Source organism: Pseudomonas sp. JBR1, assembly GCF_028198185.1.
Taxonomy (GTDB): Bacteria; Pseudomonadota; Gammaproteobacteria; order Pseudomonadales; family Pseudomonadaceae; genus Chryseomonas; species Chryseomonas oryzihabitans_E.
On record NZ_CP116340.1, the window covers coordinates 2,452,026 to 2,478,220 of the forward strand.

Here is a 26,195-nt window from a genome sequence, read left to right on the forward strand (position 1 = left end):
GGCGTCAGACCTAGTAGCCTGCCGCGCTGTGATCCACGGTGAAGGCATGCTGTTGCAGACGCGAGACACCGGTCTCCAGCTCGCCGTCGGGCAGCAGGCGCAACCAGCGATAGCCAGGGGCCTGGTCGCCCGCCTTGAACTCCTGGCTGCCCGGTTCGAATTGCAGGCCGGTGGACGGCGAGGCCAGCAGCCGCACGCCATTGCGCAGCTGATCGAATTCCTGGTGGATATGCCCCCAGAGCACCACCTTGACCTGTGGGTGACGATCCAGCACGGCAAACAGCTCGTCCGGCCGGTTCAGGCCCAGAGGTTCCATCCAGCCACAGCCTACCGGCACCGGGTGATGGTGCAGGCAGATCAGCGCCGGACGCTCGGGCGCCGCGCTCAAAGCCTCGTCCAGGGTAGCCAGCTGTGCCTGCTCCAGCTCGCCGAAGACGCAACCGCGCACGGTGCTGTCGAGCAGGATGAGGCGCCAGGCACCGAGATCGGTGACGGTGTCCAGAAAATCGCGGTCGCCACAGGCCTTGGCCATGGGCGCGTTTTCGTCGTGATTGCCGGCCAGCCAGCGCATCGGCGCAGCGAGGGGTTTGGTCAGTTCGCAGAACCGCTGATAGGAGGCTACCGAGCCGTCCTGGGAGAGGTCACCGCTAGCCAGCAACAGATCGATGCGTGGCTGCTCCTGCACCACCTGAGCGACCACCTGTTGCAGGCTGGCTGCCGTGTCGATACCCAGCAACCGTCCATTGGCACGGGCAAACAGATGACTATCGGTCAGCTGGACAACGAGAGGAGCGTTGACACTATCCGGCAAACTCACCAAAGCCTCCTAGGCATAAGGGGACAACGAGCGCAGGCAGGGTGCAGAAAAGTTCCCGAGAACTTGCGTGCATGCTTCACATTTTCGCAGCTTGAACGGCGCGAGGGAAGCCGCAGCTGTCAGCGTTGCGCTCTGGTGCTCATCGCTGCAGGATCGGTTCAGCTTCATGGCCACAGGCCAGGCAGTGACTCAGCCATTCGCCGAGAAACAGATTGAGCTGGTTCTTCTCGTCAGGCTGATGCATAGCCTGGTTGGGATAGGGATAGCGCCCGAGCAGGTGCCGGGAGGCACCCGCCGACACCACTTCCGCCATCCGCGCATCGTGATAGACCCGCACTTCCAGTTCAGGAACCGGCAGCCAGGGCAGCCCCAGCTCCTGGCGGACCCGCAGGGCCGTCGTGTAGGGACAGGCCTCGGTGACCTCCAGCGCGAGCACCCCCAGCGGGCGCTCGCCTTGTGACAGCATGACGCGACGCGAAACCATGGCTTCGCGCATCTTGGGCAGAAGCCGCATCAGCCGCACGTAGTTGGCCTCGCACGTGGCCTGCAGGCCCGGCAGGTCAACTCGATAGCGATCTCGCAGTTTCAGCCCCATAACCCCCGTACCTCGGCGCGATTGAGCGCCAACCATTGCAGGGCGATGATTGCCGCTGCGTTATTGATTCGACCGTCGCGAACCCCGGCCAGTGCCTCGTCCAGCGACCAGACATGGACGCGAATGTCCTCGCCCTCCTCCTCCAGACCATGGACGCCACCGGCGTCCGCGGTGCTGCAGCGACCCAGGTAGAGATAGACCTGTTCGTCACTGCCGCCGGGCGAGGGGAAGTAGGTGGAGATGGGCCAGAGCGATTGCAAGGTCAGCCCGGCTTCTTCCTCGGCTTCCCGATGAGCGACCGCCTCGACGGCCTCGCCCTGCTTGTCCACCAAGCCCGCCACCGGCTCAAGCAGCCAGGGATGAGCGGTCTTTTCCATGACGCCGACGCGAAACTGTTCGATCAGCACCACCTCGTCGCGCACCGCATCGTAGGGCAGCACGCAGACGGCATCCGGGCGCACGAAGACCTCGCGCTCCAGTTCAGGGCCGAGGTCACCGGAGAACTGCCGGTGGCGCAGCCGGAAACGGGCCATGCGGTAGAAGCCCTGGAAGCAGATCTCGCGACTCAGGATCTCAACGGCAGGCACCTGGGATTCGTTGGCTTCGTTCATGGGCGCTCCAGCGCTGGTAAAAGGTCATCAGATCATCCTAGCGTGCCGCCTGCGCTCGTGCAGCCCCTGACGAGACAAGTCGCGAAACGGGCAACAAGCCAGGAAACCTCTGCCCGGGCCTGGCAAACTTATGGGTCCAGACGGGTTCGAAAGCCGTCGCACTCCGCTTCAACGAAGGTTTCAACGACAAGGAATCCCATGCGTATCCGCCCGCTCCTCCTGCTCGCCGGTCTGCTACTTGGTGGTTGCCAAAGCGTCTTCGGCCCCAACCTGGACAAACCGCTCACGCCCCGCCACCAGGCCTGGGAGCATCGCCCCGCCGGTTGCCAGGGCGAAGAATGCCCGCTGATCAACATCGACTACGTGGAATTCGGCGAACCGGCGCTGGACGCCCTGGTGCAGCGTCACCTGCTGGGCCTGGCACGGGCCGAGCCGGGGGCACCCATTCCCACTTCGCTCGCGAATTATGAGCGGGACTTCCTCAGCCAGGCCCAGCCACGCTGGAGCAGCTATCTGCAGGCCAAGGTGCGCGAACAGCATGACGGCCTGGTGATCATCGAGTTCTCCAGCTATCTGGCCAATGGCGGCGCCCATGGCCTGGCCGGGCGCGACTTCGTCACCTGGGATCGCCACCTCGATCGGCAGATCACCTTGGGCGACATGCTGGTTCCCGGGCAGGAAGGCGAATTCTGGCGACTGGCGCAGCTGTCACGCGAGGCCTGGATGGTCAGCAACGGCGTCGGCGATGCCGAGTTCCGCCAGCAATGGCCCTTCCTCAAGACCAACAACGTGGCCCTGGACTTCGGCGCCCTGACGCTCAAGTACGACATCGGCAGCATCGCGCCCTACGCCATGGGCCATCCGGAGCTGAAGATTCCCTATCCCAAGCTCAACGGCATCCTCAAGGGTGAGTATTTTCCGGGGCGCGGGAAGAGTCGCCAGCCGTAGTCCGCCTTGTTGGGCTTCGACGGTGGAGCCGTCTCAGCCCAATCTACGGAGTCACCTCGGACCGCAACCGACGTAGGTTGGGCTGAGCGCAGCGAAGCCCAACAGGCCCTATTCAGCAGGGCACTGTTGGGCTTCGACGATGGAACCGTCTCAGCCCAACCTACGAGAGCCATGCGCGCCTGACGGGTATGCAATGGGCGTAGGTTGGGTTGAGCGCAGCGAAGCCCAACGGCCGGACCCTAAACTCGCTTCAACCCCAACAGCGCCTGTGCGGTACCGGCCACCACGATGGCCGGCAGGGTCGCGCCCCAGGCCGGGAGCAGCGTTGGCAACAGGTGGTAGACGGCCACACCGAGGGCCCAGGCGACCAGGGACTCCAGGCGCAGTGCCCGTACCTGCTGCGGAGCCTTGCGGCGGCGCAGCAGGAAATGATCTACCAGCACCACGCCGAACAGCGGCGCGAACACCGAGCCGATCAGCAGCAGGAAGTGCTCGTACTGCGCCAGGGGGACCAGCAGCGCCAGCAGGGTGCAGAGGATGCCGATGGCCAGGGTCAGCTGCCAGATCTTCACCTGAGCCAGGAACCCCGTCGCCACAGCTGCCGAATGATAGGCGGCGAAGGCGTTCTCAGATTCGTCCAAGAGGATCAGCAGCAGTGGCAGCCCCAGGCCGGCCACGGCCAGGGCGCGCAGCAGGGCGTCGGCTTCACCGCCGCTGGCGAAGGCCAGGGTGTAGGCGAAGCCCAGGCCCATCAGCCAGAGGTTGCCGCAGAAATAACCCAGCATGACGCCCCGCCCGGCGCTGCGTCCGGTGCGGGCGAAACGGGTGTAGTCGGCGATCACCGGCAGCCAGGACAGCGGCATGGCCACCACCAGATCGAAGCCGAGGGCCTGGGTCAGGGAGCCATCGCCCGTGCGCTGCCAGAGCGCGGCCAGGTCGGCGCGCAGGAACAGGTCCAGGGTCAGCCACCCGCAGGCGCCCAGCAGCAGCCAGATACCCCAGCGGCTGAGGAAACGGCGCACGAAGGTCAGCGGACCGGCCACCGCCAGCGCCGTGGCCAGGGCGCCGAAGACCAGGGTCCAGAGCACCGGCGAGGCCCAGTCCTGCAGGCCCCAGCTGCCCAGCAGCACGCTGGCCGCCTCACGCATCACCACCAGTTCGAAGGCGCCCCAGCCGATCAGTTGGGTGATGTTGAGCACCGCCGGCAGCAGGGCACCGCGCTGGCCGAGGCTCTGGCCCAGGGCGGACATGCCGGCCAGGCCGGTATCGCTGCCCACCAGGCCGGCGGCCGCCAACAGCAGCACCCCGACCCCGGTGCCCAGCACCAACACCAGCAGGCCGTCGGCCAGGCCGAGACCGGGTGCCAGCAGCGCGCCGGCCTGGGCCACCATGAGGCCGATACCGAGGGAGAACCAGAGGGTGAAGAGATCGCGTCCGCCAAGGATGCGGCGGTCGGCCGGAACGGGGATGGTGGGGGTGTAGAGGCCGGGGGCCTGGGCCATGATAGGTCTCGTGAGCAAGGGGTTGAGGACGCCCAACGTCGTTGGGTGACGCTGGGCATTGTTGGGCTTCGCTGCGCTCAGCGCCAACCTATGGAAACGGCGTGCTGGCCTGGCGGACGCAGGTTGGGCTGAGACAGCTTTATCGTCGAAGCCCAACGTTGCAGGGTGACCTGGGCATCGTTGGGCTTCGCTACGCTCAGCGCCAACCTACGGTGGTTTGTCTGGAACCGTAGGTTGGGTTGAGACGGCTCTATCGTCGAAGCCCAACGGTACGAGGTCGACCTGGACAACGTTGGGCTTCGCTACGCTCAGCGCCAACCTACGGTGGTTTGTCTGGAACCGTAGGTTGGGTTGAGACGGCTCTATCGTCGAAGCCCAACGTTGCGGGGTCGATCTGGACAACGTTGGGCTTCGCTGCGCTCAACCCAACCTACGCAAGCCCTAGACCTGCTTGTAGATCACCCCTCCTTCGTCCTTGAAGCGCGCGGCCTGTTCCTGGAAGCCGGCCTCGATGGCCTTCTGCTCGTCGGTCAGGCCGTTCTCCTTGGCGTAGTCGCGGACTTCCTGGGTGATCTTCATGGAGCAGAACTTGGGGCCGCACATGGAGCAGAAGTGCGCCACCTTGGCCGAGTCCTTGGGCAGGGTCTCGTCATGGAAGGCACGCGCCGTGTCCGGGTCCAGGCCCAGGTTGAATTGGTCTTCCCAGCGGAATTCGAAGCGCGCCTTGCTTAGTGCGTTGTCGCGGATCTGGGCGCCGGGATGCCCCTTGGCCAGGTCGGCGGCATGGGCGGCGATCTTGTAGGTGATGATGCCGGTCTTGACGTCGTCCTTGTTGGGCAGGCCGAGGTGCTCCTTGGGCGTCACGTAGCAGAGCATGGCGCAGCCGAACCAGCCGATCATGGCGGCGCCGATGCCGCTGGTGATGTGGTCGTAGCCAGGGGCGATATCGGTGGTCAGGGGGCCGAGGGTATAGAACGGCGCCTCGTCGCAGCACTCCAGCTGCTTGTCCATGTTTTCCTTGATCAGCTGCATGGGCACGTGGCCCGGGCCTTCGATCATGGTCTGGACGTCGTGCTTCCAGGCAATCTTGGTCAGCTCGCCGAGGGTTTCCAGCTCGCCGAACTGGGCGGCGTCGTTGGCATCGGCGATGGAGCCCGGACGCAGGCCGTCACCCAGGGAGAAGCTCACGTCGTAGGCCTGCATGATCTCGCAGATGTCTTCGAAGTGGGTGTAGAGGAAGTTTTCCTTGTGATGCGCCAGGCACCACTTGGCCATGATGGAGCCGCCGCGGGAGACGATGCCGGTGACGCGCTTGGCGGTCAGGGGCACGTAGTGCAGGCGCACCCCGGCATGGATGGTGAAGTAGTCCACGCCCTGCTCCGCCTGCTCGATGAGGGTGTCGCGGAACAGCTCCCAGGTCAGTTCTTCGGCGACGCCATCGACCTTTTCCAGAGCCTGGTAGATGGGCACGGTACCGATGGGGACCGGCGAGTTGCGGATGATCCACTCGCGGGTCTCGTGGATGTGCCTGCCGGTGGACAGGTCCATCACGGTGTCGGCGCCCCAGCGGATGCCCCAGGTCAGCTTCTCGACCTCTTCCTCGATGGAAGAGCCCAGGGCGCTGTTGCCGATGTTGCCGTTGATCTTCACCAGGAAGTTGCGGCCGATGATCATCGGCTCCAGCTCCAGGTGGTTGATGTTGGCCGGGATGATGGCGCGGCCGCGGGCCACCTCGTCGCGGACGAACTCGGGCGTGATCTCCTGGGGAATGCTGGCACCGAAGCTCTGGCCGCGGTGCTGGTTGCCGAGTAGGCCGGCGGCACGGGCCTCCTGTAGCTTCATGTTCTCGCGGATGGCGATGTATTCCATCTCCGGGGTAACGATGCCCTGGCGGGCATAGTGCATCTGGGAGACGTTGCGCCCGGCCTTGGCTCGACGCGGCTGGCGCGCCAGGTCGAATCTCAGGGCGGCGAGGCTTGGATCGGCGAGCCGCGCCTGGCCGAATTCGGAGGAGAGGCCGGCCAGCAGTTCGGTGTCACCGCGCTCTTCGATCCAGCGTGAACGCACGTCCGGCAGGCCCTTGCGCAGGTCGATGCGGGCGGCCGGGTCGGTGTAGGGACCGGAGGTGTCATAGACGAACACCGGGGCGTTCTTTTCACCGCCGAACGCGGTGGGGGTATCGGCGAGGGAGATTTCCCGCACCGGCACGCGAATGTCGGGACGCGAGCCAGTCAGATAGACCTTGCGCGAATTGGGCAACGGCTGGGTGGACTGGCGGTCGACGCGGGTAAAGTCGGTGACGTTGTTCTGCTTGTTCATCGAGGCTCTCCTGGTGGGCGCGTTGCCGAGGGAAGAACCTGGACGAAGGGGTGGGCACGCAGGAAGACGCAAGCCCGGACGGATGGCGACCATGGAGACGAATGCGGACGCCCTCTTGTTCCCTACGCAGGTTGACGCACCGCCATGCGGCGCGCCTAGCCTGATCAGGTTCAACGGGATCCGGGACTACCCGATCTCAGCGCCTCGTAGCGCACCCCGACAAGAACGCGGCCAGTGTAAACCCAGACTGGCAGAAACTTCGACCGCTATTTCCTCTCCTATGGCGGATTCGGACGAAGTCACTACACTGGCCCGGTCCCTCAAGGAAGGCTCCAAGAATGCGAAGATTCCTGCTGCTCGCGGCGCTCTGCACCACGGCCGGTCTGGCCCAGGCCCAGGTGGCCGGCAATGGCCTGCTCGACGTCTACCGCGAGGCGCTGGACAACAACGCCGACCTGGCCGCCGAGCGCGCCGGTCTCGGCGCCCAGCGCGAAGCGGTGCCCCAGGCACGGGCCGGCTTGCTGCCGCAACTCGGCCTTGGCGCCCAGTTCAACGACACCCACACCAGCCTGGAGCTGAAGGACAATCCCGCGCTGGGCGTCCAGGGTGGCCGCTACAGCAGCGATCGCAGCAGCCAGCTGATCCAGGCCACCCTCAGCCAGCCACTGTTCCGTGCCGACCGCTGGTTCCAGCTCAAGGCCGCCCAGGCCGCCACCGAGCAGGCCGAGCTGCAGTTTTCCGCCGCCCAGCAGCAACTGATCCTGCAGACCGCCGAGGGCTATTTCAGCGCCCTGCGCGCCCAGGACGCCCTGGCCACCGCCCGTGCCGAGGAAAAGGCCTTGTACCGCCAGCTGGACCAGTCCCGCGAGCGCTACAAGGTCGGCCTGACCGACGACACCGACGTGCTCCAGGCCCAGGCCAGCTTCGACAATGCCCAGGCCAACCGCTCGCAGAGCGAGCAGCAGGTGGCGGACGCCTTCCAGGCCCTGACCCGTCTGACCGATCGTGACTACGGCAGCATCGCCGGCATTCGCCACGACCTGCCGATCCTGCCGCCGCAGCCCAACGATGCTCGCCAGTGGGTGGACACCGCCATGCGCCAGAATCTGCAGCTGCTGGCCGCCGGCCAGGGCGTGAACGCGGCGCAGGAAACCCTGCGCCAGCGTCGCGCCGGACACCTGCCGACGGTGGATGCGGTGGCGCGCTACAGCCACAGCGACAACGATGCGGTGAATCTGCCCAACGCCGAGCAGCTGGCGCTGTTCGGCAGCCCGGTCAACAGCCGCAGCATCGGTATCCAGGTGGAGCTACCGCTGTACAGCGGCGGCGCCACCAGCTCCCAGGCGCGTCAGGCCTACCAGCAGCTGGACCGGAGCGAACAGCAGCAGGAAAGCCTGCGCCGCCAGGTGGTGCAGAACACCCGCAATGCCCATCGGGCGATCAACACCGACATCGAGCAGGTGCGGGCCCGACGGCTGTCCATCGCCTCCAGCCAGCGCGCCCTGCGCGCCACCGAGATCGCCTACCAGGTGGGCAGCCGCACCATCGTCGACGTGCTCGACGCCCAGCGGCTGCTGTACAACGCCGTGCGCCAGTACAACGATGCCCGCTACAACTACATCCTGGATACCCTGAGACTCAAGCAGGCGGCCGGCACCCTGGCGCCCAACGACCTGCTGGCGCTGTCGGGCTATCTCGACCCCCACTACGACCCGGATCGCGACTTCCTGCCGCCGGACCTGGCCAAGACCCGCGCCGACGTCCTGCCGGCGCGCTCGGCTCAGGGCGTGAGCAATTTATCCAGTCCGGAGAGCAGGCGCTCCAGCGCGCCCTGATTGGCGGCCAACACCGCCAGACCCGCCTGCCGGCGCCGCTCGGCTTCCGCCGGTTCGGCCCACAGTCGGGCCACGGCGGCGGCGATGGCCGAGGCTTCCGCTACTGTTTCCAAAGCGCCGGCGTCGCGCAACTGGGCGACGATGTCGAGGAAGTTGAATACGTGCGGACCGCTGAGCACCGGCACCCCCAGGGCCGCCGGCTCCAGCGGATTGTGGCCGCCACGCTCGATCAGGCTGCCACCGACGAAGGCCACGTCGGCCAGGGCGTAGAGAAACAGCAGCTCGCCCATGGTGTCGCCTAGCAGGACCTGGGTCTGCGGTTGCACCGCCTCCCCCGTCGAGCGCTGGATCACGCTGAAATCTTCGCGGCGCACCTCGGCCAGTACCTCGGGAAAGCGCTCGGGATGACGCGGCACCAGGATCAGCAGGGCATCGGGGCATGCGGCCAGCAGTTGGTGATGGGCCTGGAGCAGGATCTCGTCTTCACCGGCATGGGTGCTGGCGGCGATCCACACCGGGCGATGGCCCCAATCCTGGCGCAGGTCAGCCGCGCGGGCCGGCAGCTCGGGATCGATGCGCAGGTCGAACTTGATGGAACCGGTCACCGTGACCCGCTCGGCACGGGCACCGAGGGCCCGGAAGCGCTCGGCTTCCACCGGCGTCTGCACCGCCAGCCACGCCAGCTCCGCCAGCATCGGCGCAGTCACTCCGCCCAGTTTTCCGTAGCCACGGGCGGAACGCTCGGACAGCCGGCCATTGGCCAGGGCGATGGGAACGTCGCGGCGCGCCGCCTGGTGGATGAGGTTGGGCCAGAGTTCGGTTTCCATCACCACGCCCAGGCTGGGCCGCAGCCGGTCGAGGAAACGCCCGGCCAGCCCCGGCAGGTCGTAGGGCAGATAGCAGTGGTGGACATCGCTACCGAACAGGGCGCGAATGCGCTCCGAGCCGGTGGGCGTCATGCAGGTCACGGTGATCGGCAGCTGCGGATGGCGCTGGCGCAGGGCGCGGATCACCGGCGCGGCGGCAATGCTCTCCCCCACCGACACCGCATGCACCCAGATGCCGCCGGGAGGTACCTCTGGCAAGCCCAGCGCCAGGCGTTCGCCGATGCGTTGCCGATAGGCGGGGGCCTTGCGCCCGCGCCAGAGCAGGCGCAGCAGGATGAAGGGCAAGGCCAGGGTAAAGATCAGGCTATAGAGGGTACGGTTCATGGCGGCAGAGCTTAATGAAGCAAGGCCGCCAGCGCGAGCCCGATCCTAATGCGAATGCCGTGGCGTCCCGCCTTCGCGGGCGATCACCTTGAGGTGCAGGGTGGCCGGTTCCAGGCAGCCGCCGGTGGAAAGCTGCCCCACCAGTTGCCGATAGAGCTCCTGCCAGGGGGTCTGGGCCGGCGGCAGGTTGGGCGTCCATTCGGCGCGGCGGCGCGCCAGCTCGGCATCATCGAGCAGCACATCGACGCTGCGGGCATTGAGGTCCACGCGCAGCCGGTCGTTGGTCTTGAGCAGGGCCAGGCCGCCACCCACCGCCGCCTCCGGCGACATGTTGAGGATCGAGGGGCTGGCCGAGGTGCCGCTCTGGCGCCCGTCACCCAGGCACGGCAAGGAGTCGATGCCCTTCTTGATCAGGGCCGCTGGCGGCGCCATGTTGACCACCTCGGCGCTGCCCGGATAGCCCACCGGACCGGCGCCGCGGATCACCAGGATGCAACGCTCGTCGATGTCCAGGGCCGGGTCGTCGATGCGCGCGTGATAGTCCTCGGGGCCCTCGAAGACGATGGCTCGTGCCTCGAAGCTGTTTTCCTTGCCAGGTTCGGCCAGGTAGGTCTGGCGAAAGGCCTCGCCCACCACCGACATCTTCATGATGGCGCTATCGAAGAAATTGCCACTGAGCACGATGAAGCCGGCGCGGTACTTGAGCGGCGCCTCATAGGGCTGGATCACGGCGGGATCCGAGCTGGCGGCCCCCTCGGCGATGGCACCGATGGTCTTGCCGGAAACGGTCAGGCATTCGCCGTGCAGGCGACCGGCCTTGAGCAGTTCATGGAGCACCGCCGGCACGCCGCCGGCGCGGTGGAAGCCCTCGCCCAGGTACTTGCCGGCCGGCATGCAGTTGGCCAGCAGCGGGATGTCCTCGCCCAGGCGCTGCCAGTCGTCCAGCGACAGTTCCACGCCCATGTGGCGGGCGATGGCGATCAGGTGCGGCGGGCAGTTGCTGGAAGCACCCAGGGCCGAAGCCACCACGATGGCGTTCTCGAAGGCCTCGCGAGTCATGATCTGCGAGGGGCGGACGTCGTCCAGCACCAGCTGGCAGATACGCGTGCCGGTGGCATAGGCCATCTGGCCACGTTCGCGATAGGGCGCCGGGATACTGGCGCAGCCCGGCAGCGACATGCCCAGCGTCTCGGCCAGGGCATTCATCGACAGGGCCGTGCCCATGGTGTTGCAGTGGCCCACGGAGGGTGAGGCGGCGGTGGTCAGGGCCATGAAGCCCTCGTAGTCGATCTCGCCGGTTGCCAGCAGGTTGCGCGCGTGCCAGAGCACCGTGCCGGAGCCGATCAGCTCGCCCTTGAAATGGCCGTCCAGCATGGGGCCGCCGGACAGCACGATGGCCGGCAGGTCGGTGGTGGCCGCAGCCATCAGGCAGGCCGGGGTGGTCTTGTCGCAACCGGTGGTGAGCACCACGCCGTCCAAGGGAAAGCCGTGCAGGATCTCCACCAGGCCAAGGTAGGCCAGGTTGCGATCCAGGGCCGCGGTGGGGCGCCGACTCTGCTCGGCGATGGGGTGCACCGGGAACTCCATGGGGATGCCGCCCGCGTCGCGGATACCGGCCTTGACCCGCTGGGCCAGTTCCAGGTGATGACGATTGCAGGGCGTGAGGTCGCTGCCGGTCTGGGCGATGCCGATGATCGGCCGGCCGGACTGGAGTTCGTCACGGGTCAGGCCGTAGTTCATGTAGCGCTCGACATAGAGCGCGGTCATGTCGGCGTGGGCAGGATCATCGAACCATTGCTGGCTGCGCAGCGGGCGTTTGGCGGAAGTCATGATGGTCTCTAGTTGTTATTAGGAAAGAGCGGTTAGCGGCCCAGCAGGCCGCGGGCGGCCAGGTTGTGCATCAGGGCACCGAGGCCGAAGCGCCAGGCCGGGGCCTGGTCGCTGGTGGTCACCCTATTGTGCAGGGTTCCCAGCAGCGGGCTGGCGATGCTCACCACGTCACCCACCTTGTGGGTGAAGCCGCCGCCCGGGGCGTCACGGTCCTGGGTCGGGGCGAACAGGGTGCCGAGAAACAGCACGAAACCGTCGGGATACTGGTGGTTGGCATTGAGGGTCTGGGCGGCGAGATCGGTGGGATCACGACTGATCTGCGCCATGGAGCTGCTGCCATTGAGGTGAAAGCCGTCTTCGCCCTGGACTTCCAGGGTCACCACGCACTGGCGGACCTGGTCGAGATCGAAGGTCTCGTCGAACAGGCGGATGAAGGGCCCCAGGGCGCAGGAGGCGTTGTTGTCCTTGGCCTTGCTCAGCAGCAGGGCGCTGCGGCCCTCGATGTCGCGCAGATTGACGTCGTTGCCCAGGGTGGCGCCATGCAGGCGACCGCGGCTGTCCGCCACCAGCACCACCTCGGGCTCGGGATTGTTCCACTGGGACACGGGGTGAATGCCGATGAGGCTGCCACTACCGACCGCGGCCAGCACCGGCGCCTTGGTGAAGATCTCGGCGTCCGGCCCGATGCCCACCTCCAGGTACTGCGACCACATGCCCTTCTCGATCAGCAGTGCCTTGAGCGCCTGGGCGCGTGGACTGCCCGGCTCCAGGCCCTGCAGATCCGCGCCGATCACCGCCTGCACCTGCTCGCGGATGGCCACGGCGCGCCCGGCATCGCCGCCGGCCTGCTCTTCGATCACCCGTTCCAGCATGCTGGCGGCAAAGGTCACCCCGGCGGCCTTGATCACCTGCAGATCGGCCGGCGGCAGCAGGTGCAGGCGGCCCGGATCGGCCTGTTCGCCGCTGTTGGCCAGCAGGTCATCGAGGCTGCCGAGGTAGCGCCCGGGGGTATCGCGCAGGGTCTGCAGCGGCGCCTCTTCCTCGAACAGGGCGCTCAGCGTGGCGAAGCGTGCCGAGACATCGAAGACGCCGTCTTCGCGCAGCACCACGGGCGAGGGACCGGCCAGCGGACCGGGCACCCAGGCACGGCCCACCAGGGTGCCGGCCAGGCCATCGGCGGGAAGGGTATTGGCAGGCGAAAGACGAAGGGGCATGGGCAGGACTCCAGGGTTGATGGGTCCACGCTAGGCAGCCAGACTGATAAACTCAAATGGGCTTATCTCATCATTCGATAACCAATGCTTATCGCCCAGGAGGCGTCCTTGTCCGAGCCGTCGTTCAGCCAGATCTGCCACTGGCTCAAGTTTCGCCACCTGCTGCTGATCGACACCCTGGGCCGCACCCGCAACATGCACCTGGCCGCGCAGCAGATGAACCTCAGCCAGCCGGCCATCAGCAAGATGCTCAAGGAGATCGAGCACCTGCTCGGCTTCGCCCTGTTCGAGCGCCAGCCGCGCAGCATGCCGCCCACCGCCCTGGGCGAGCACGTGCTGCGTTACGCTCGAGTGGCGCTCAACGATGCCCGCGACTTCGCCGAGCAGATCGACAGCCTGAGACGCGGCGGTCACGGCCAGCTCAAGGTCGGTGGCATCTTCGCTGCCACGGCGGTGGCCCTGCCGCAGGCCATCGTCGAGATCAAGCAGCGCTGGCCGCTGCTGGCCATCGAGGTGGTGGAGCAGACCAGCGATCACCTGATGGAGATGCTCGACGACAAACTGCTGCACCTGGCGGTGGCGCGTTTCACCGACGAAGCCCAGGCCCAGCGTTTCGACTTCCAGCCCCTGGCGCCGGAGCCCTTCCGTTTCGTGGTCAACGCCGATCATCCGCTGGTGGGCAGCGGCCCCGTCGGCCTCGACCAGGTGCTGGCCTGGCCCTGGATCCTCTATCCCAAGGGCACGCCGATTCGCGGGCGCATGGAGCGGGCCTTCGCTGCCGCCGGCCTGCCGGTACCGAGCAACACCATCGACACCATCTCCATGCAGACCTTTCTCCAGGTGCTGCGCGCCGGCCCCATGATCGGCATGCTGCCCGAGGCCATGGTCGAGCCCTATCTCGCCAGCGGCGCGCTCAGTGCCCTGGAGCTGCCCCTGCACCTGCCGGCGCAGGACTACGGCATCCTCACCCGCAAGGGCGAACCCCTCGGCGAGGCGGCCCGGGAATTCGCCGCCATCCTGCTGAGCCACGCCGGTCGCGAGGAGTCCGCAACCTAGACAGCTCGATAACGCGCCGTTATCGAATGATCCGCAAATGCCATTGGGAAAGAATCGCTCCCGCTCCTAGAGTGGCCAGGCGATTCAGACGGCCATCCTGCACCCCCGGCCGCCTTCGACCTCTTCAATAACAACAACGGGCCCCAAGGCCCCGAAGGTCATTCCCATGTTCGAAACCACCGCTCCCCAGGGCGCCGCTGGCGACGCCTTCGAAGAACGTACCTACCGCAAGGTGGTGCTGCGTATCCTGCCGATCCTGCTGCTGTGCTACATCGCCGCCTACCTGGACCGGGTCAACGTCGGCTTCGCCAAGCTGGACATGCTCGACGATCTGGGCTTCAGCAACACCGTCTACGCCCTCGGCGCCAGCATGTTCTTCTGGGGCTATTTCCTCTTCGAGGTTCCCAGCAACCTGCTGCTGCACCGCTACGGCGCGCGCTTCTGGATCGCCCGCATCATGCTGACCTGGGCCATCGTGTCCATGGCGGTGGCCTTCACCCAGCCGCTGGCGCACGCGCTGGGCATGCAGTCGAGCACGCTGTTCTATACCCTGCGCTTCCTGCTCGGCATCTGCGAGGCAGGCTTCTTTCCCGGCGTGGTGCTCTATCTCAACTACTGGTTCCCGACCCAGCGCCAGAGTCGGGTGATGTCCGGTTTCCTGGTTGCCCTGCCCTTCAGCCTGAGCTTTGGCGGCGTGCTCTCCGGCTGGCTGATGAGCAGCCTGCACGACTGGCACGGCCTGGCCGGCTGGCAGTGGATGCTGTTGGTGGAAGGGGTGCCCTCGATCATCATGGCGGTGGTGGTGTTCTGCTGCCTGAGCGACAACATCGACAAGGCGCCCTGGCTGGACGCCCGGGAAAAGGCCCTGCTCAAGCGCAACCTGGACCAGCACAACGCCGGCAAGGCTTCACGGCTGAGCGAGGTCTTTCTCAATCCGCGGGTCTGGCTGCTGGTGTTCATCCTGCTGACCTTCAACACCGGCTTCTATGGCCTGGCCTTCTGGATGCCCTCGATCATCAAGAACGCCGGGGTCAGCGGCAGCCTGCAGATCGGCCTGCTCACCGCCATCCCCTACAGCGTCGCCCTGGTGGTCATGCTGCTCAACGCCCGTCATTCGGCGCGCACCGGTGAGCAGCGCATGCATGCGGCGGTACCGGCCTTCGTCGGCGCCCTGGGGCTGGTGCTGAGCGCCTGGTTCATCCACAACATCGTGCTGTCGATCTTCTTCCTCACCGTGGCCGCCTCGGGGCTGCTGGCGCTGATGCCGATCTTCTGGTCGCTGCCCGGCACCCTGCTCTCCGGCGTCGCCGCGGCGGCGGGCATCGGCATGATCAACGCCATCGGCAACCTCTCCGGCTTCACCGGGTCCATGATCACCGCGACCATGGAAACCCTCACCGGCGACATCAACAACGGCACCTATGTGCTCGGCGCCTGCCTGTTCGTCAGCGGCCTGCTGATCCTGGCGATCCCGGCGTCGATGCTGCACCGGGCGCCGACCGCCGTGCCGCTCGACCTCAAGACCGCCTAGCCGGCCTCGGGCACGGCCGAGCGCCCGGCTCCCGCGGCGCTCGGTCGCCCGATCCCCAGCGCCATCACCGCCGCGACGATACCGGTCAACCCAGCCAATACCAGGGCCTCCTGGTAGGAACCGAAGTGCTCGCGCAAGGCCCCGGCGAGAAAGGCCGCGCAGGCGGCGCCGAGCATGTGGCCGCAGAACACCCAGCCGAATACCACCGGCGCGCTCTTTTCGCCAAAGCTCTGGTTGGTCAGCTTGACCGTGGGCGGCACGGTGGCGATCCAGTCCAGGCCGTAGAAGATGCCGAACAGCAGCAGTTGCTCGGGAGCGAAGCCGGAGAACGGCAGGTAGATCAGCGAGAGCCCGCGCAGGCTGTAGTAGACGAACAGCAGGCGACGCGGATCGTAGCGGTCGGTCAGCCAGCCGGAGGCGGTGGTGCCCACCAGGTCGAAGATGCCCATCAGCGCGAGGATGCCGGCGGCCTGCACCTGGGACAGGCCGTGGTCGTGGCCCATGGCGATGAAGTGGGTGCCGATCAGGCCATTGGTGGTGAAGCCGCAGACGAAGAAGGTCAGGAACAGCAGCCAGAAATCGCGCCGGCGGCTGGCCATGACCAGGGTGCCAAGGGTCACGCGAAACAGGTTGCCCGGTGCGGAGGCCGCTGGCGCCTGGTAGTCCGTTGGGGCGCCATGGGGCCGCAGGCCGACGTCCGCCGGACGCTCCGGCAGCAGCCAGGCCACCAGCGGGATCAGGGCGGCGCTGGCCACCGCCACGGTCAGCACCACGGTCTGCCAGCCTTCCTGACTGGCGAGATGGGCCAGCAGCGGCAGGAACACTAGGTTGCCGGTGGCGGTGCTGGCGGCCAGCAGGCCCATCATCAGGCCCCGGCGGGCGACGAACCAGCGATTGACGATGGCGGCCCCCAGCACCATGGCCACGCAACCGGTACCCAGGCCGCTGAGCACGCCCCAGGTGGCGACCAGGTGCCAGGGCTCGCGCATCAGGGTGCTCAGGGCGGTGGCCAGGCTGATCAGGGTCAGGCCGCCGAGCAGGGTGCGACGGATGCCCAGGGTCTGCATCAGGGCGGCGGCGAAGGGCCCGATCAGGCCATAGAGAAAGATGCCGATGGCGGCGGAAAGCGAGACCGTCTCGCGACTCCAGCCAAAGGTCTCCTGCAACGGCAGCAGCAGTACGCCAGGCGTGGACCTCACCCCGGCCGAAACCAGCAGGGCGAGAAAGATCAGCGCCAGGACGATGAAGACGTAGTGTTGGCCGAGGGCGGGGGTTGTGGTCATGGCGATCATCCCGGATCAAGGAGGAATGACCCGAGTATCGCAGCGCTCGCCCCTTGGCGCTGGTCAAGCTGCCCCACGGATTCGGCCAGAATATGGCTTTCATGGGAAGAGGCCATGGGCGAGCGCTGAGGCTTCGTCATGTTGGGCTTCGCTTTCGCTCAGCGCCAACCTACGGGCGCTCCGCGTAGGTTAGGTTGAGCGAAAGCGAAGCCCAACACATCGATTTCAACCAATCGCCCGCAACTCCTCCGCCAGCCGCTGGGCCAGCCAGCGCGCCGCCGGCCCCGGCGCGGCATTGCGGCGCCAGGCCAGCTCCACCACCAGCGCCGGCGGCACCCAGTCGCAATCCAGCTCGGCCAGCAACCCCTGGTAGGAGGGATAGCGCGCCACGTGCCGCGGCAGCCAGCCCCAGCCCAGGCCGCGCATCAGCAGTTCGGCGAGCAGATAGAAGCTGTCGGCGCGCCAGACCTGGGGCGCGATCTGCTCGCCACCGGGATAGGGATTCTCCAGCGGCGCGATGAGCAGCTGACGATGGCGGGCCAGTTCGCGTCGCCCTACCCCACGCTGGCTGGCCAGGGAATGCTGGGCGCCGCAGGCGGTGACCTGGGCGACATCACCCAGGGCCTGGCGCTCCAGGGCCTGGGGCATGTGCTCATGGCGAAACAGCAGGCCGAGGTCGGCCTGGTCGGTCAGCAGCTTGCGCGCCACATCGCCCTGGGCGCCGCTGGTGAGCTGGACTTCCAGATGCGGGAAGGCCGCGGCCAGGGCGTCCAGCGCATCGAGCACCGGCTGGTAGGGCATGGCTTCGTCCAGCGCCAGGCGCAACAAGGGCTCCTGACCGGCGCAGAGGGCCTGGGCACGGCTGTCCAGCCGCTGGCATTGACGCAAGACCTCCCTCGCCTCCTCCAGCAAGGCCAGACCGGCCGCGGTGATGACCGGTGTGCGGCCATTGCTGCGCTCGAACAGCGCGACGCCCAGATCGCTCTCCAGCAGAGCGATGGCGGTGCTCACCGCCGACTGCGCGCGTCCCAGACGGCGCGCCATGGCGGAGAAGCTCGCGCCCTCGGCGACGCCGACGAAGATCTCCAATTGCTCCAGATTCCATTGCACGACCCATCTCCTCGACGGATAGGTATCAACTTTTACCTATCGCAGATTAAGCGAAGAATGGGCGCATTCGACAGGAGGAATCATCATGAGCGGATACATCTACCTGGCCATCGCCATCGCCGCCGAAGTCGTCGCCACCACCTCAATGAAGGCCATCAGTGGCTTCAGCAAGCCACTGCCACTGTTTCTGGTCATCACTGGCTACGGCCTGGCCTTCTGGATGCTGACCCTGGTGGTACGCAGCATTCCCGTGGGCATCGCCTACGCCATCTGGGCCGGCCTGGGCATCGTGCTGGTCAGCATCGCCGCGGCGGTGCTCTACGATCAGAAGCTGGACCTGCCGGCCATGCTGGGCATGGGGCTGATCGTCGCCGGGGTGGTAGTGATCCAGCTGTTTTCCGGCAGCACCGGGCATTGAGACCAGCGGCGGCGAGGAGCGTGTAAAATCACTCTTTTGCCGATTACCCAGCAGGCCGTTCATGTCCCAACCCTGGTCCACCGATATCCTCATCGTCGGCGGCGGCGTCGCCGGCCTCTGGCTCAACGCCCGTCTGCGGCGCGCCGGCTACGCCACCGTGCTGGTGGAGACCGGCGCCCTGGGCGGCGGCCAGAGCGGCAAGTCCCAGGGCATCATCCACGGCGGCACCAAATATGCCCTGACCGGCATGCTCACCGGTGCCTCCGAGGCCATCGCCGACATGCCGCGACGCTGGCGCGAGAGCTTGGCCGGCAGCGGCGAGCTGGATCTTTCCAGCGTGCGCCTGCTCTCCGAAGCCCACTACCTCTGGTCGCCTGGCAGCCTGGCCGGCAACCTCACCAGCTTCTTCGCCAGCAAGGCGGTGCGCGGCCGGGTGGATGCGGTCAAGGGCGACGAACTGCCCCCGGCCCTGCGCGACCGCGCCTTCAAGGGCAAGGTCTATCGCCTGGCCGAGCTGGTGCTGGATGTGCCCAGCCTGGTCGCGCGCCTGGCCGAACTGGCCGGCGACAGCCTGCTGGCCGGGCATGACCTCCAGCCCCTGCGCGAAGAGGGCGAACTGACCGGTCTGGTAGTAGACGGCCAGGCCATCCGCGCCCGCCGTATCGTGCTCACCGCCGGCGCCGGCATGGCCGACCTGCTCCAGGCGCTCCACCTCGAACAGCCGGCCATGCAGCGCCGACCGCTGCACATGGTGGTGGTCAAGGGGGCCATGCTCAAACCCCTCTATGCCCACTGCCTGGGCGGCGGTCCCAAGCCGCGCCTGACCATCACCAGCCACCCCACCGCCGACGGCCAGTGGCTGTGGTACCTGGGCGGCGACCTGGCCGAGGCCGAGGGCGTGGCCCGTGAGCCAGCGGCGCAGATCGCCACGGCGCGGGAAGAACTGCAACGCCTGCTGCCCTGGATCGATTTCGCGGGCGCCCAGTGGGCGACCCTCCGGGTGGACCGTGCCGAGCCGGCGCAATCCGGGCTGGTGCGGCCCGACAACGCCTTCCTCGCCGAGGAAGGCCGCCTGCTGGTGGGCTGGCCGACCAAGCTGGCGCTGTCGCCGGACCTGGCCGACCGGGTCCTGGCCCATCTCGACCGTGACGGTATCCGGCCGGGACAGCATCCCACCCTGCCCGCCCACCCGCAGCCGCCAGTGGCCGCGCCCTTCTGGGAGGAATTGCTGCCATGAGCCTGCGCGATCTGCACGGCCTGCACCGCGCCCTGGGTAGCACCGGTCTCCAGATTTCCCCTCTAGGTCTGGGTACGGTCAAGTTCGGCCGCGACCAGGGCGTGAAGTACCCCAATGGCTTCACCATCCCCGACGACCGCACCGCCGCCGACCTGCTGAGCCTGGCCCGCGAGCTGGGCATCAATCTGCTGGACACCGCTCCCGCCTATGGTCGCAGCGAAGAACGCCTGGGCCCGCTGCTGCGCGGCCAGCGCCAGCACTGGGTGATCGCCAGCAAGGTCGGCGAGGAGTTCGAAGGCGGGCTGTCCAGCTTCGACTTCAGTCCGGCGCACACCCGTCGCTCGGTGGAACGCAGCCTGAAGCGCCTGGAAACCGATTGGCTGGACCTGGTACTGGTGCACTCCGACGGCAACGATCTGAGCATTCTCCAAGACAGTGGCTGCTACGAGACCCTGGCCGAGCTCAAGCGCGAAGGCCTGATCCGCGCCTTCGGCTTTTCCGGCAAGACCGTCGCCGGCGGCCTCAAGGCGTTGGAGACCGGCGATTGCGCCATGGTCACCTTCAATCTCAACGAAGACGCCGAGATCCCGGTGATCCAGGCCGCTGCCACTTTGGGCAAGGGCATCCTGATCAAGAAGGCCCTGGCCAGCGGCCATGCGGTGCTGGGCGCCGGCCAGGATCCAGTGCGGGCAAGCTTCGCCCGGGTCTTTGGTGAGCCAGGGGTGACCAGTGCGATAGTCGGCACTATCGATCCCCTGCACCTGTCACATAATGTCCGTACCCTGGCCGAAGTGATCACCGCTCGGCCCTGATCCAGAGCCCTTCGCTGAACCCTTGCTTCCGTTCGCTGGACGCCCCATCCGGTCGCCCCGGGTCGCGCGTCCGCGGCACACAACAACAGGAGTCGGCCATGCCCCAGCTCATCGCCCGCCACAACCCCAAGGCGTTCAAGACCCTATCGCTCGCGGTGGAGGCCAATCACGACGGCCTCAGCTACCAGGCCCTCGGCCAGCCGCTGAATTTCAGCGAGATGCTGGAGCGGCGCCAACCGATCGAGATCGCCGACGCCCAGCAGTTCAGTGCCAAGCTCGCCAACCTGGGCGTCTCGGTCCGCCTCACCCTCAACTGGCAGGGCCAGGACCACTGGCTGCTGGTGCGCCAGCGCCGGCCCGATCGCGGCGACGTGGTGCTCAAGCTGATCTCCGGTTATATCCCGACCCACGAACTGGCCCTGCCGCTGCTCACCGCCGTGCAGGAGGTGGCCGAGGAATGCCTGATCGAGACGCCGCGCGGCTGGCTGGCCGGACGCTTCGCCGACACCTGGCTGCCGACGCCCTATGCCCCCGCCCTGCCCTATCGCGAGGACGTGGCCTTCCGCCTGACCCCGCGCTCGGGGGCGGCACGGCCAGTGCGCTGCGGCAGCCTGGCGCTGCTGGAGCGTCCGCGCGCCTATGTGCATACCCCCACCGCCTCGCTCCAGCTGGTCTATGACCTGTTGCTGGAGCTGCCCAAGGAGTGCAAGGCGCCAAGCCTGTTCCACGTCGACGAGAAGATCGAGAACGGCCAGTTGCTCGCACGTCTCGCCCGCCAGCGCCCGGATCTCTATCTGGTCGCCCTGGACGACGGCAAGCCCACCGGTGAGCTCTATACCCTGTCCGCCGGCCAGCGCCTCCCAGTGTCGACCCGCGGCCTCTGGCTGTCGGAAAGCTTCGCCCGCCAGGACGGCTGGCTGGTCCATGACAGCCGGGTGCGCTGGCGCGACTGGCTGGAGCGCATGGCACCGCAGAGCGCCCTGCAGCGGGCCTAGGACACGAGAGGAATCAGTCGCCCCCCGCGCGGCGTTCACCGGTGACGCCGCCGGCCGCGGCCTGGACCCGGCCGGCTAGCCGCGAAAAGGGCAGCGTCTGGATCCAGACCGTGCCATGGCCGCTCAGGGTCGCCAGCACCAGACCCTCGCCGCCGAACAGCATGCTGCGCAGCCCCCCGGCCAGCTTGATGTTGTAGTCGATGCCACTGGTGAAACCCACCAGGCAGCCGGTATCCAGGCGCAGCGTTTCGCCCCTTAGCTCCTTGCGGATCACCGTGCCCCCGGCATGCACGAAGGCCATGCCATCGCCTTCCAGCCGCTGCAGGATGAAGCCCTCGCCACCGAAGAAGCCGGCGCCCAGGCGGCGGGTGAAGGCCACGCCGATGCGAGTACCCCTGGCGGCACAGAGAAAGGAATCGCGCTGGCAGAACAGGGTGCCGCCCAGGGCCGCCAGATCCAGCGGGACCACCTGGCCCGGATAGGGCGCGGCAAAGGCGACGTGGCGCTTCTCCCGGCCCTCATTGGTGAAATGGGTCATGAACAGCGACTCCCCGCCAAGCATCCGCTTGCCGGCGCCCCAGAGCTTGCCGAGCAGCCCGGCAGAGCCATCGCCCATACGCGCGGTGAAATCGATGTCGGCCTCCATGTAGGTCATGGCACCGGCCTCGGCGATAACCGTCTCGCCGGGATCGAGACCGATCTCCACGGCCTGCAGGGATTCGCCGAGGATGCGATGGTCGAGGATATGGCTGGCCATTATGGGCTTTCTCGGTAGCTGCGGAAGCGTCCAGCCTAGCAGTCACCGGCCGCCTTGGCGCGCCTCTTCAGGTCACTGAACGGCGCTTCGCTGTCGGCTCGCACTCGTCGGCCCGGCAGCCAGACGGTGGAACGCCAGTCCGCTTCCAGGGTTCCCCTCTAGGTACCCGCCGGCTTCCTGTCCGGCTCAGTTCCAGAGGTGAACATGACCAAGCAATCCGCCCACTCCCCCGCTCAACCCCTGCACGGCACCCAGGAGCACGGCAGCGCCGGGGGCTGGGGTGCGCTCAATGCCGTGACCCAGCACCTGAGCCGCCAGAAGGTGTTGATGCGCGGCAACAAGGCATTGCTGACCATGAACAAGCCGGGTGGCTTCGACTGCCCGAGCTGCGCCTGGCCTGATCCGAAGACCCCGCATACCTTCGAATATTGCGAGAACGGCGCCAAGGCAGTGGCCTGGGAGGCCACCCGCAAACGCACCACCCCGGAATTCTTCGCGGCCCATACCCTGACCGAACTGCGTACCTGGACCGACCATGACCTGGAAGACCAGGGCCGCCTTACCCACCCCATGCGCTACGACGCCGCCAGCGACACCTACCGCCCGGTGAGCTGGGCGGACGCCTTCGCCCAGATCGGTGCCGAACTGCGCGCCCTGGACGATCCCTGGAAGCTGGAGCTTTACACCTCGGGCCGTTCCTCCAACGAGGCCGCCTTTCTCTACCAGCTGTTCGGCCGGCTCTACGGGATGAACAACTTTCCCGACTGTTCCAACATGTGCCACGAGACCACCACCACCGCCATGCCGGAGAGCATCGGCGTCGGCAAGGGCACCCTGGACCTGGAGGATTTCGCCCAGGCCGACGCCATCTTCATCATCGGCCAGAATCCCGGCACCAACAGCCCGCGAATGATGAGCGAGCTGCACGACGCCGTGCACCGCGGCGTGCCCATCCTCACCTTCAATCCGCTGCGGGAAAAGGCCCTGGTGCGCTTCGCCTCGCCACAGGCCGTGCGCGACATGGCCTTGCCGGGTGGGGGCGTGGCCATCAGCTCCCAGTACCACCAGGTGCGTATCGGCGGCGATATGGCGGCCATGCAGGGGCTGTGCAAGGTCGTCATCGAGGCTGACGACGAGGCGCGCCGCAGTGGTGCCCCCCGCATCCTCGACGTGGCGTTCATCGAACAGCATTGCGTCGGCCTGGAAGCCTTCGCCGAACACTGCCGAGGGCTGAGCTGGGAGCGCCTGGAACGCTATTCCGGCCTGACCCAGGCGGCCATGAGGGAAGCGGCCAAGGTCTACATGAAGGCCGACCGGGTGATCGCCTGCTGGGGCATGGGCGTGACCCAACACCGCCGCGGTGGCGATGTCCTGCAGCAGATCATCAATCTGTTGCTGCTGCGTGGCAACGTCGGTAAGCCTGGCGCGGGGCCCTGCCCGATCCGAGGTCATTCCAACGTCCAGGGCGACCGCACCGTGGGCATCTACCAGAAACCCAAGGAGCCCTTCCTGGCCCGCCTCGACCAGGCCTTCGCCTTCCGCGCGCCGCGCGAGGGCGGTCATGACGTGGTGGAATGCTGCGAGGCCCTGCTGCGCGACGAGCCCCAGGCCTTCATCGGCCTGGGCGGCAACTTCTTCCGCGCCATTCCTGACATCGAGCGGGTAGCACCCCATGTCACCAACCTGCGCCTGACGGTACAGATCGCCACCAAGCTCAACTGGAGCCATACCCTACACGGCCGCAGCACCTTCCTGTTGCCCTGCCTGGGCCGCACCGAACGCGATGTGCAGGCCAGCGGCGTGCAGACCATTACCGTGGAGGACTCCATGTCCATGGTGCATGGCTCCACCGGCAGCCTGGAGCCGGCCTCGCCGGAGTTGCTGTCGGAGATCGCCATCGTCGCCGGCATCGCCAAGGCGACCCTGGGCGAACGCCATCCCCATATCGATTGGGACGCCCTGGTCGGCGACTACGCGCTCATCCGCGACAAGATCGAAGCGGTGCTGCCCGAACAATTCGCCGACTACAACGCCCGCATCGAACAGCCCGGAGGTTTCCGCCTGCCCAATGCTGCCCGTGAGCGACAGTGGGATACACCCAACGGCAAGGCCAACTTCCTCTTTCCCGGCGACGTGCTGGACGAGGACGACAGCCCGCCGGATGCCGAACACCTGCAGCTGATGACGATCCGCAGTCACGACCAGTTCAACACCACCATCTACTCCAATCGCGACCGCTACCGCGACATCGACGAACGCATGGTGGCCATGCTCAGCCCAGAGGACATGCGCCGCCATGAGGTGCAGGAGGGTGATTTCATCGACTTCATCGGCGCCGCCCTGGACGGCATCTCACGCCGCGCCGGCCCCTTCAAGGTCATCGCCTACGACGTACCGGCCGGTTGCTGCGCGGCCTACTACCCCGAAACCAACGGCCTGGCACCCCTGGCCAACCACGACACCCGCAGCCATACCCCGGCGTCGAAGTCTCTGCCGGTGCGGATCGAGCGGCTCAGTCAGGAACAGGCGATGCAGCGACGCGGGTTGATTGCGGCGGGATAGTTTCATTAGGTGTTAGTGCGAAGGACATCGCGGCCATGGGCCGCTCCTACATAGGCCGATGCTCCTGTAGGAGCGGTCTCTACGGCGTCCCGGCATGGCCGTGATTAGATAGAAACCTTACGCTGGAAACCGCTATCCGGCTCCCTTACCCCAACCCTCTCCCAGAGGGAGAGGGGGCGCTTCGGTGCAGACGGGAGTTCCGTAGGTTGAGTTGAGCGCAGCGAAGCCCAACAACCAGACACGCCTCCACTGTTGGGCTTCGCCGATGGAATCGTCTCAACCCAACCTGCGCAGGCCGGTCAGACGTCTCGCAGTTCTCCGGCGAAGCGCTCCAGCCGTCTACGCAGGCGCTGGTTCTCGCGGCGCAGCTCTTCTACCTCATCCAAAAGGTGCAGGGCCAGGGCGGTCGCGGACCAGTCCAGGTCCAGCTCGTGACGCAGGCGTACAGCGCGGCGGGCGCGGTGCAGGGCGCCGGTGTCGAAATGCCACTCGGCCGGGCGCTTGCCGCGCTGGGGCGCCAGGATGCCGTGCTCGACGATCTCCACCACCACGGGCTCGCTCACCTCGCAGAGCACGCAGAATTCCTGCAGGACGATCAGACTGCTCATCAGACTTTCCTCCAGTCTTGGCGGGGATCGAAGGCCGCCCGCTCGGCCAGTTGGCGCCACAGCGCCTGGGTTTCTTCATCGCCCTTCGGTGGCATCACGACCTTGAGCAGGGCATGGAGATCGCCCTGCCCTGCCTTTCCAGCCAGGCCCTTGCCTCGTACCCGCAGGCGGGCGCCGCTCTGGCTGCCAGGCGGAATGCTCAGCATGATCTGGCCATCCAGGGTAGGCACCTGCACCTTGGCGCCCAAGGCGGCTTCCCAGGGGGCAAGGGGTACGCTGACCACCAAGTCCTGACCGTCGACGTCGAACAGCGGATGAGGCACCAGCCGGATGACCAGGTACAGATCGCCTGCCTCCGCGCCCCCCATGCCCGGCTCGCCCTGCCCTTTCAGGCGGATACGCTCGCCGTCGGTGCTGCCGGCGGGAATCTTGACGTTGAGGGTCTTGGTGGTCTCGCCGACGCGCCGGCCCAGCTCGTCGCGCTGCGGCAACGAAAAGCTCAGCGGCTTGGTACTGCCGGCCTGGCTCTCTTCGAGAAACAGTGGCAGTTCAAGCTCGATGTCGCGGCCACGGCGAGCGAAGCCACCTTGCTGCGAGCGTCCGGCAGCGCCGAACAGCGACTCGAAGAAATCGGAATAGTCCTGGCCAAAGCCGGCGTGGGGATCGCTGTAGTCGGCGCCCGACCCCGGCTGCCAGTCTGGCGGCACCTGGAAGCGCTCGCCTTGCTGCTGATAGCGGCGAACCTGATCGTATTCGGCGCGCTTGTGTGGATCGCGCAGGACGTCATAGGCCTCGGCCACCTCCTTGAAGCGAGCCTCGGCATCGGCCTCCTTGCTCACGTCCGGGTGGTACTTGCGCGCCAGCTTGCGATAGGTGGTCTTGAGGGTCTTGTCGTCGACGTCGGGGGCGACGCCGAGCACCTCGTAGTAGTCCTTGAAGTCCAT

Annotated in this window: 22 protein-coding genes and 1 riboswitch; of the genes, 9 read left to right on the forward strand and 13 right to left on the reverse strand. The window is 66.9% G+C overall.

Annotation, left to right across the window (positions count from 1 at the left end):
- Window positions 1-10: 10 nt before the first annotated feature.
- The 3 genes from cpdA to PJ259_RS11390 all read right to left on the reverse strand — a co-directional run bounded on the left by cpdA (window position 11) and on the right by PJ259_RS11390 (window position 2,023).
- Window positions 11-817, reverse strand: coding sequence for a 3',5'-cyclic-AMP phosphodiesterase (gene cpdA, locus PJ259_RS11380; RefSeq protein ID WP_423815105.1), 807 nt, complete (start codon window positions 815-817; stop codon window positions 11-13).
- Between the two features lie 139 nt (window positions 818-956).
- Window positions 957-1,412 (reverse strand): DUF1249 domain-containing protein, encoded by a 456-nt coding sequence (locus PJ259_RS11385; protein WP_059316015.1) that lies wholly within the window; start codon window positions 1,410-1,412, stop codon window positions 957-959.
- Entirely contained in the window at window positions 1,403-2,023 is a 621-nt protein-coding gene (locus PJ259_RS11390; protein WP_059316016.1) for an NUDIX domain-containing protein, read from the reverse strand. Before PJ259_RS11390 ends, PJ259_RS11385 begins: the two co-directional genes overlap by 10 nt.
- Window positions 2,024-2,221: 198 nt before the next feature.
- Between PJ259_RS11390 and PJ259_RS11395 the strand changes: the two genes are divergently transcribed.
- Window positions 2,222-2,971 (forward strand): RsiV family protein, encoded by a 750-nt coding sequence (locus PJ259_RS11395; protein WP_271655801.1) that lies wholly within the window; start codon window positions 2,222-2,224, stop codon window positions 2,969-2,971.
- A gap of 239 nt (window positions 2,972-3,210) precedes the next feature.
- On the opposite strand, the gene cytX is transcribed toward PJ259_RS11395, so the two are convergent.
- The gene (gene cytX / locus PJ259_RS11400) at window positions 3,211-4,473 is read right to left on the reverse strand and encodes a putative hydroxymethylpyrimidine transporter CytX (protein ID WP_271655802.1); all 1,263 of its coding nucleotides are present in this window, start codon (window positions 4,471-4,473) and stop codon (window positions 3,211-3,213) included.
- Between the two features lie 441 nt (window positions 4,474-4,914).
- A complete protein-coding gene (gene thiC, locus PJ259_RS11405; RefSeq protein WP_271655803.1) occupies window positions 4,915-6,792 on the reverse strand; it encodes a phosphomethylpyrimidine synthase ThiC in 1,878 nt (625 codons plus the stop codon).
- A 102-nt stretch (window positions 6,793-6,894) separates the two neighbouring features.
- A riboswitch (TPP riboswitch) is annotated at window positions 6,895-7,021 on the reverse strand.
- A gap of 109 nt (window positions 7,022-7,130) precedes the next feature.
- Between thiC and PJ259_RS11410 the strand changes: the two genes are divergently transcribed.
- The gene (locus PJ259_RS11410) at window positions 7,131-8,627 is read left to right on the forward strand and encodes a TolC family outer membrane protein (protein WP_271655804.1); all 1,497 of its coding nucleotides are present in this window, start codon (window positions 7,131-7,133) and stop codon (window positions 8,625-8,627) included.
- Here PJ259_RS11410 and waaA read toward each other — a convergent pair.
- Genes waaA through PJ259_RS11425 form a run of 3 tightly spaced genes read right to left on the reverse strand, consistent with a single transcriptional unit; the run spans window position 8,573 to window position 12,882 of the window.
- Complete coding sequence (waaA, locus tag PJ259_RS11415) at window positions 8,573-9,838, reverse strand: lipid IV(A) 3-deoxy-D-manno-octulosonic acid transferase (protein WP_271655805.1); 1,266 nt, start codon at window positions 9,836-9,838, stop codon at window positions 8,573-8,575. The two genes, PJ259_RS11410 and waaA, sit on opposite strands and share 55 nt — an antisense overlap.
- A gap of 45 nt (window positions 9,839-9,883) precedes the next feature.
- On the reverse strand, window positions 9,884-11,668 hold the full coding sequence (locus tag PJ259_RS11420) for an IlvD/Edd family dehydratase (protein WP_271655806.1): 1,785 nt from the start codon (window positions 11,666-11,668) through the stop codon (window positions 9,884-9,886).
- A 32-nt stretch (window positions 11,669-11,700) separates the two neighbouring features.
- Window positions 11,701-12,882 carry a fumarylacetoacetate hydrolase family protein gene (locus PJ259_RS11425; RefSeq protein WP_271655807.1) on the reverse strand — a complete coding sequence of 394 codons (1,182 nt, stop codon included), beginning with the start codon at window positions 12,880-12,882 and terminating at the stop codon, window positions 11,701-11,703.
- A 108-nt stretch (window positions 12,883-12,990) separates the two neighbouring features.
- Between PJ259_RS11425 and PJ259_RS11430 the strand changes: the two genes are divergently transcribed.
- A complete protein-coding gene (locus PJ259_RS11430; RefSeq protein WP_271655808.1) occupies window positions 12,991-13,938 on the forward strand; it encodes a LysR family transcriptional regulator in 948 nt (315 codons plus the stop codon).
- Between the two features lie 166 nt (window positions 13,939-14,104).
- Window positions 14,105-15,469, forward strand: coding sequence for an MFS transporter (locus PJ259_RS11435; RefSeq protein ID WP_271655809.1), 1,365 nt, complete (start codon window positions 14,105-14,107; stop codon window positions 15,467-15,469).
- Here PJ259_RS11435 and PJ259_RS11440 read toward each other — a convergent pair.
- The gene (locus PJ259_RS11440) at window positions 15,466-16,752 is read right to left on the reverse strand and encodes an MFS transporter (protein WP_271655810.1); all 1,287 of its coding nucleotides are present in this window, start codon (window positions 16,750-16,752) and stop codon (window positions 15,466-15,468) included. The genes PJ259_RS11435 and PJ259_RS11440 overlap by 4 nt on opposite strands.
- A gap of 225 nt (window positions 16,753-16,977) precedes the next feature.
- The gene (locus PJ259_RS11445) at window positions 16,978-17,862 is read right to left on the reverse strand and encodes a LysR family transcriptional regulator (protein WP_271655811.1); all 885 of its coding nucleotides are present in this window, start codon (window positions 17,860-17,862) and stop codon (window positions 16,978-16,980) included.
- A gap of 85 nt (window positions 17,863-17,947) precedes the next feature.
- On the opposite strand from PJ259_RS11445, the gene PJ259_RS11450 reads away from it, so the two are divergent.
- The 4 genes from PJ259_RS11450 to PJ259_RS11465 all read left to right on the forward strand — a co-directional run bounded on the left by PJ259_RS11450 (window position 17,948) and on the right by PJ259_RS11465 (window position 21,324).
- The gene (locus PJ259_RS11450) at window positions 17,948-18,280 is read left to right on the forward strand and encodes a DMT family transporter (RefSeq protein WP_068383440.1); all 333 of its coding nucleotides are present in this window, start codon (window positions 17,948-17,950) and stop codon (window positions 18,278-18,280) included.
- A 61-nt stretch (window positions 18,281-18,341) separates the two neighbouring features.
- Window positions 18,342-19,517: an FAD-dependent oxidoreductase gene (locus tag PJ259_RS11455; RefSeq protein ID WP_271655812.1), complete on the forward strand. Its 1,176-nt coding sequence runs from the start codon at window positions 18,342-18,344 to the stop codon at window positions 19,515-19,517.
- Entirely contained in the window at window positions 19,514-20,329 is an 816-nt protein-coding gene (locus PJ259_RS11460; RefSeq protein WP_271655813.1) for an aldo/keto reductase, read from the forward strand. Before PJ259_RS11455 ends, PJ259_RS11460 begins: the two co-directional genes overlap by 4 nt.
- Window positions 20,330-20,427: 98 nt before the next feature.
- On the forward strand, window positions 20,428-21,324 hold the full coding sequence (locus PJ259_RS11465) for a hypothetical protein (RefSeq protein ID WP_059316030.1): 897 nt from the start codon (window positions 20,428-20,430) through the stop codon (window positions 21,322-21,324).
- 13 nt (window positions 21,325-21,337) lie between these two features.
- Here PJ259_RS11465 and PJ259_RS11470 read toward each other — a convergent pair whose 3' ends face one another.
- Window positions 21,338-22,081, reverse strand: a complete 744-nt coding sequence (locus PJ259_RS11470) for a TIGR00266 family protein (RefSeq protein ID WP_271652900.1) — start codon at window positions 22,079-22,081, stop codon at window positions 21,338-21,340.
- Window positions 22,082-22,285: 204 nt separating this feature from the next.
- Between PJ259_RS11470 and PJ259_RS11475 the strand changes: the two genes are divergently transcribed.
- The gene (locus PJ259_RS11475) at window positions 22,286-24,643 is read left to right on the forward strand and encodes an FdhF/YdeP family oxidoreductase (protein ID WP_271652901.1); all 2,358 of its coding nucleotides are present in this window, start codon (window positions 22,286-22,288) and stop codon (window positions 24,641-24,643) included.
- A 299-nt stretch (window positions 24,644-24,942) separates the two neighbouring features.
- Here the strand turns inward: PJ259_RS11475 and PJ259_RS11480 are convergent, their stop codons facing one another.
- Complete coding sequence (locus tag PJ259_RS11480) at window positions 24,943-25,251, reverse strand: chaperone modulator CbpM (protein WP_017640778.1); 309 nt, start codon at window positions 25,249-25,251, stop codon at window positions 24,943-24,945.
- Entirely contained in the window at window positions 25,251-26,195 is a 945-nt protein-coding gene (gene cbpA, locus PJ259_RS11485; protein ID WP_271652902.1) for a curved DNA-binding protein, read from the reverse strand. Before cbpA ends, PJ259_RS11480 begins: the two co-directional genes overlap by 1 nt.

Bases quoted from the DNA above. Each gene is read 5' to 3' on its own strand.
- PJ259_RS11385 (WP_059316015.1), bottom strand. From the start codon at position 1,412: ATGGGGCTGAAACTGCGAGATCGCTATCGAGTTGACCTGCCGGGCCTG.
- PJ259_RS11390 (WP_059316016.1), bottom strand. From the start codon at position 2,023: ATGAACGAAGCCAACGAATCCCAGGTGCCTGCCGTTGAGATCCTGAGT.
- PJ259_RS11395 (WP_271655801.1), top strand. From the start codon at position 2,222: ATGCGTATCCGCCCGCTCCTCCTGCTCGCCGGTCTGCTACTTGGTGGT.
- cytX (WP_271655802.1), bottom strand. From the start codon at position 4,473: ATGGCCCAGGCCCCCGGCCTCTACACCCCCACCATCCCCGTTCCGGCC.
- thiC (WP_271655803.1), bottom strand. From the start codon at position 6,792: ATGAACAAGCAGAACAACGTCACCGACTTTACCCGCGTCGACCGCCAG.
- PJ259_RS11410 (WP_271655804.1), top strand. From the start codon at position 7,131: ATGCGAAGATTCCTGCTGCTCGCGGCGCTCTGCACCACGGCCGGTCTG.
- waaA (WP_271655805.1), bottom strand. From the start codon at position 9,838: ATGAACCGTACCCTCTATAGCCTGATCTTTACCCTGGCCTTGCCCTTC.
- PJ259_RS11420 (WP_271655806.1), bottom strand. From the start codon at position 11,668: ATGACTTCCGCCAAACGCCCGCTGCGCAGCCAGCAATGGTTCGATGAT.
- PJ259_RS11425 (WP_271655807.1), bottom strand. From the start codon at position 12,882: ATGCCCCTTCGTCTTTCGCCTGCCAATACCCTTCCCGCCGATGGCCTG.
- PJ259_RS11435 (WP_271655809.1), top strand. From the start codon at position 14,105: ATGTTCGAAACCACCGCTCCCCAGGGCGCCGCTGGCGACGCCTTCGAA.
- PJ259_RS11440 (WP_271655810.1), bottom strand. From the start codon at position 16,752: ATGACCACAACCCCCGCCCTCGGCCAACACTACGTCTTCATCGTCCTG.
- PJ259_RS11450 (WP_068383440.1), top strand. From the start codon at position 17,948: ATGAGCGGATACATCTACCTGGCCATCGCCATCGCCGCCGAAGTCGTC.
- PJ259_RS11455 (WP_271655812.1), top strand. From the start codon at position 18,342: ATGTCCCAACCCTGGTCCACCGATATCCTCATCGTCGGCGGCGGCGTC.
- PJ259_RS11460 (WP_271655813.1), top strand. From the start codon at position 19,514: ATGAGCCTGCGCGATCTGCACGGCCTGCACCGCGCCCTGGGTAGCACC.
- PJ259_RS11465 (WP_059316030.1), top strand. From the start codon at position 20,428: ATGCCCCAGCTCATCGCCCGCCACAACCCCAAGGCGTTCAAGACCCTA.
- PJ259_RS11470 (WP_271652900.1), bottom strand. From the start codon at position 22,081: ATGGCCAGCCATATCCTCGACCATCGCATCCTCGGCGAATCCCTGCAG.
- PJ259_RS11475 (WP_271652901.1), top strand. From the start codon at position 22,286: ATGACCAAGCAATCCGCCCACTCCCCCGCTCAACCCCTGCACGGCACC.
- PJ259_RS11480 (WP_017640778.1), bottom strand. From the start codon at position 25,251: ATGAGCAGTCTGATCGTCCTGCAGGAATTCTGCGTGCTCTGCGAGGTG.
- cbpA (WP_271652902.1), bottom strand. From the start codon at position 26,195: ATGGACTTCAAGGACTACTACGAGGTGCTCGGCGTCGCCCCCGACGTC.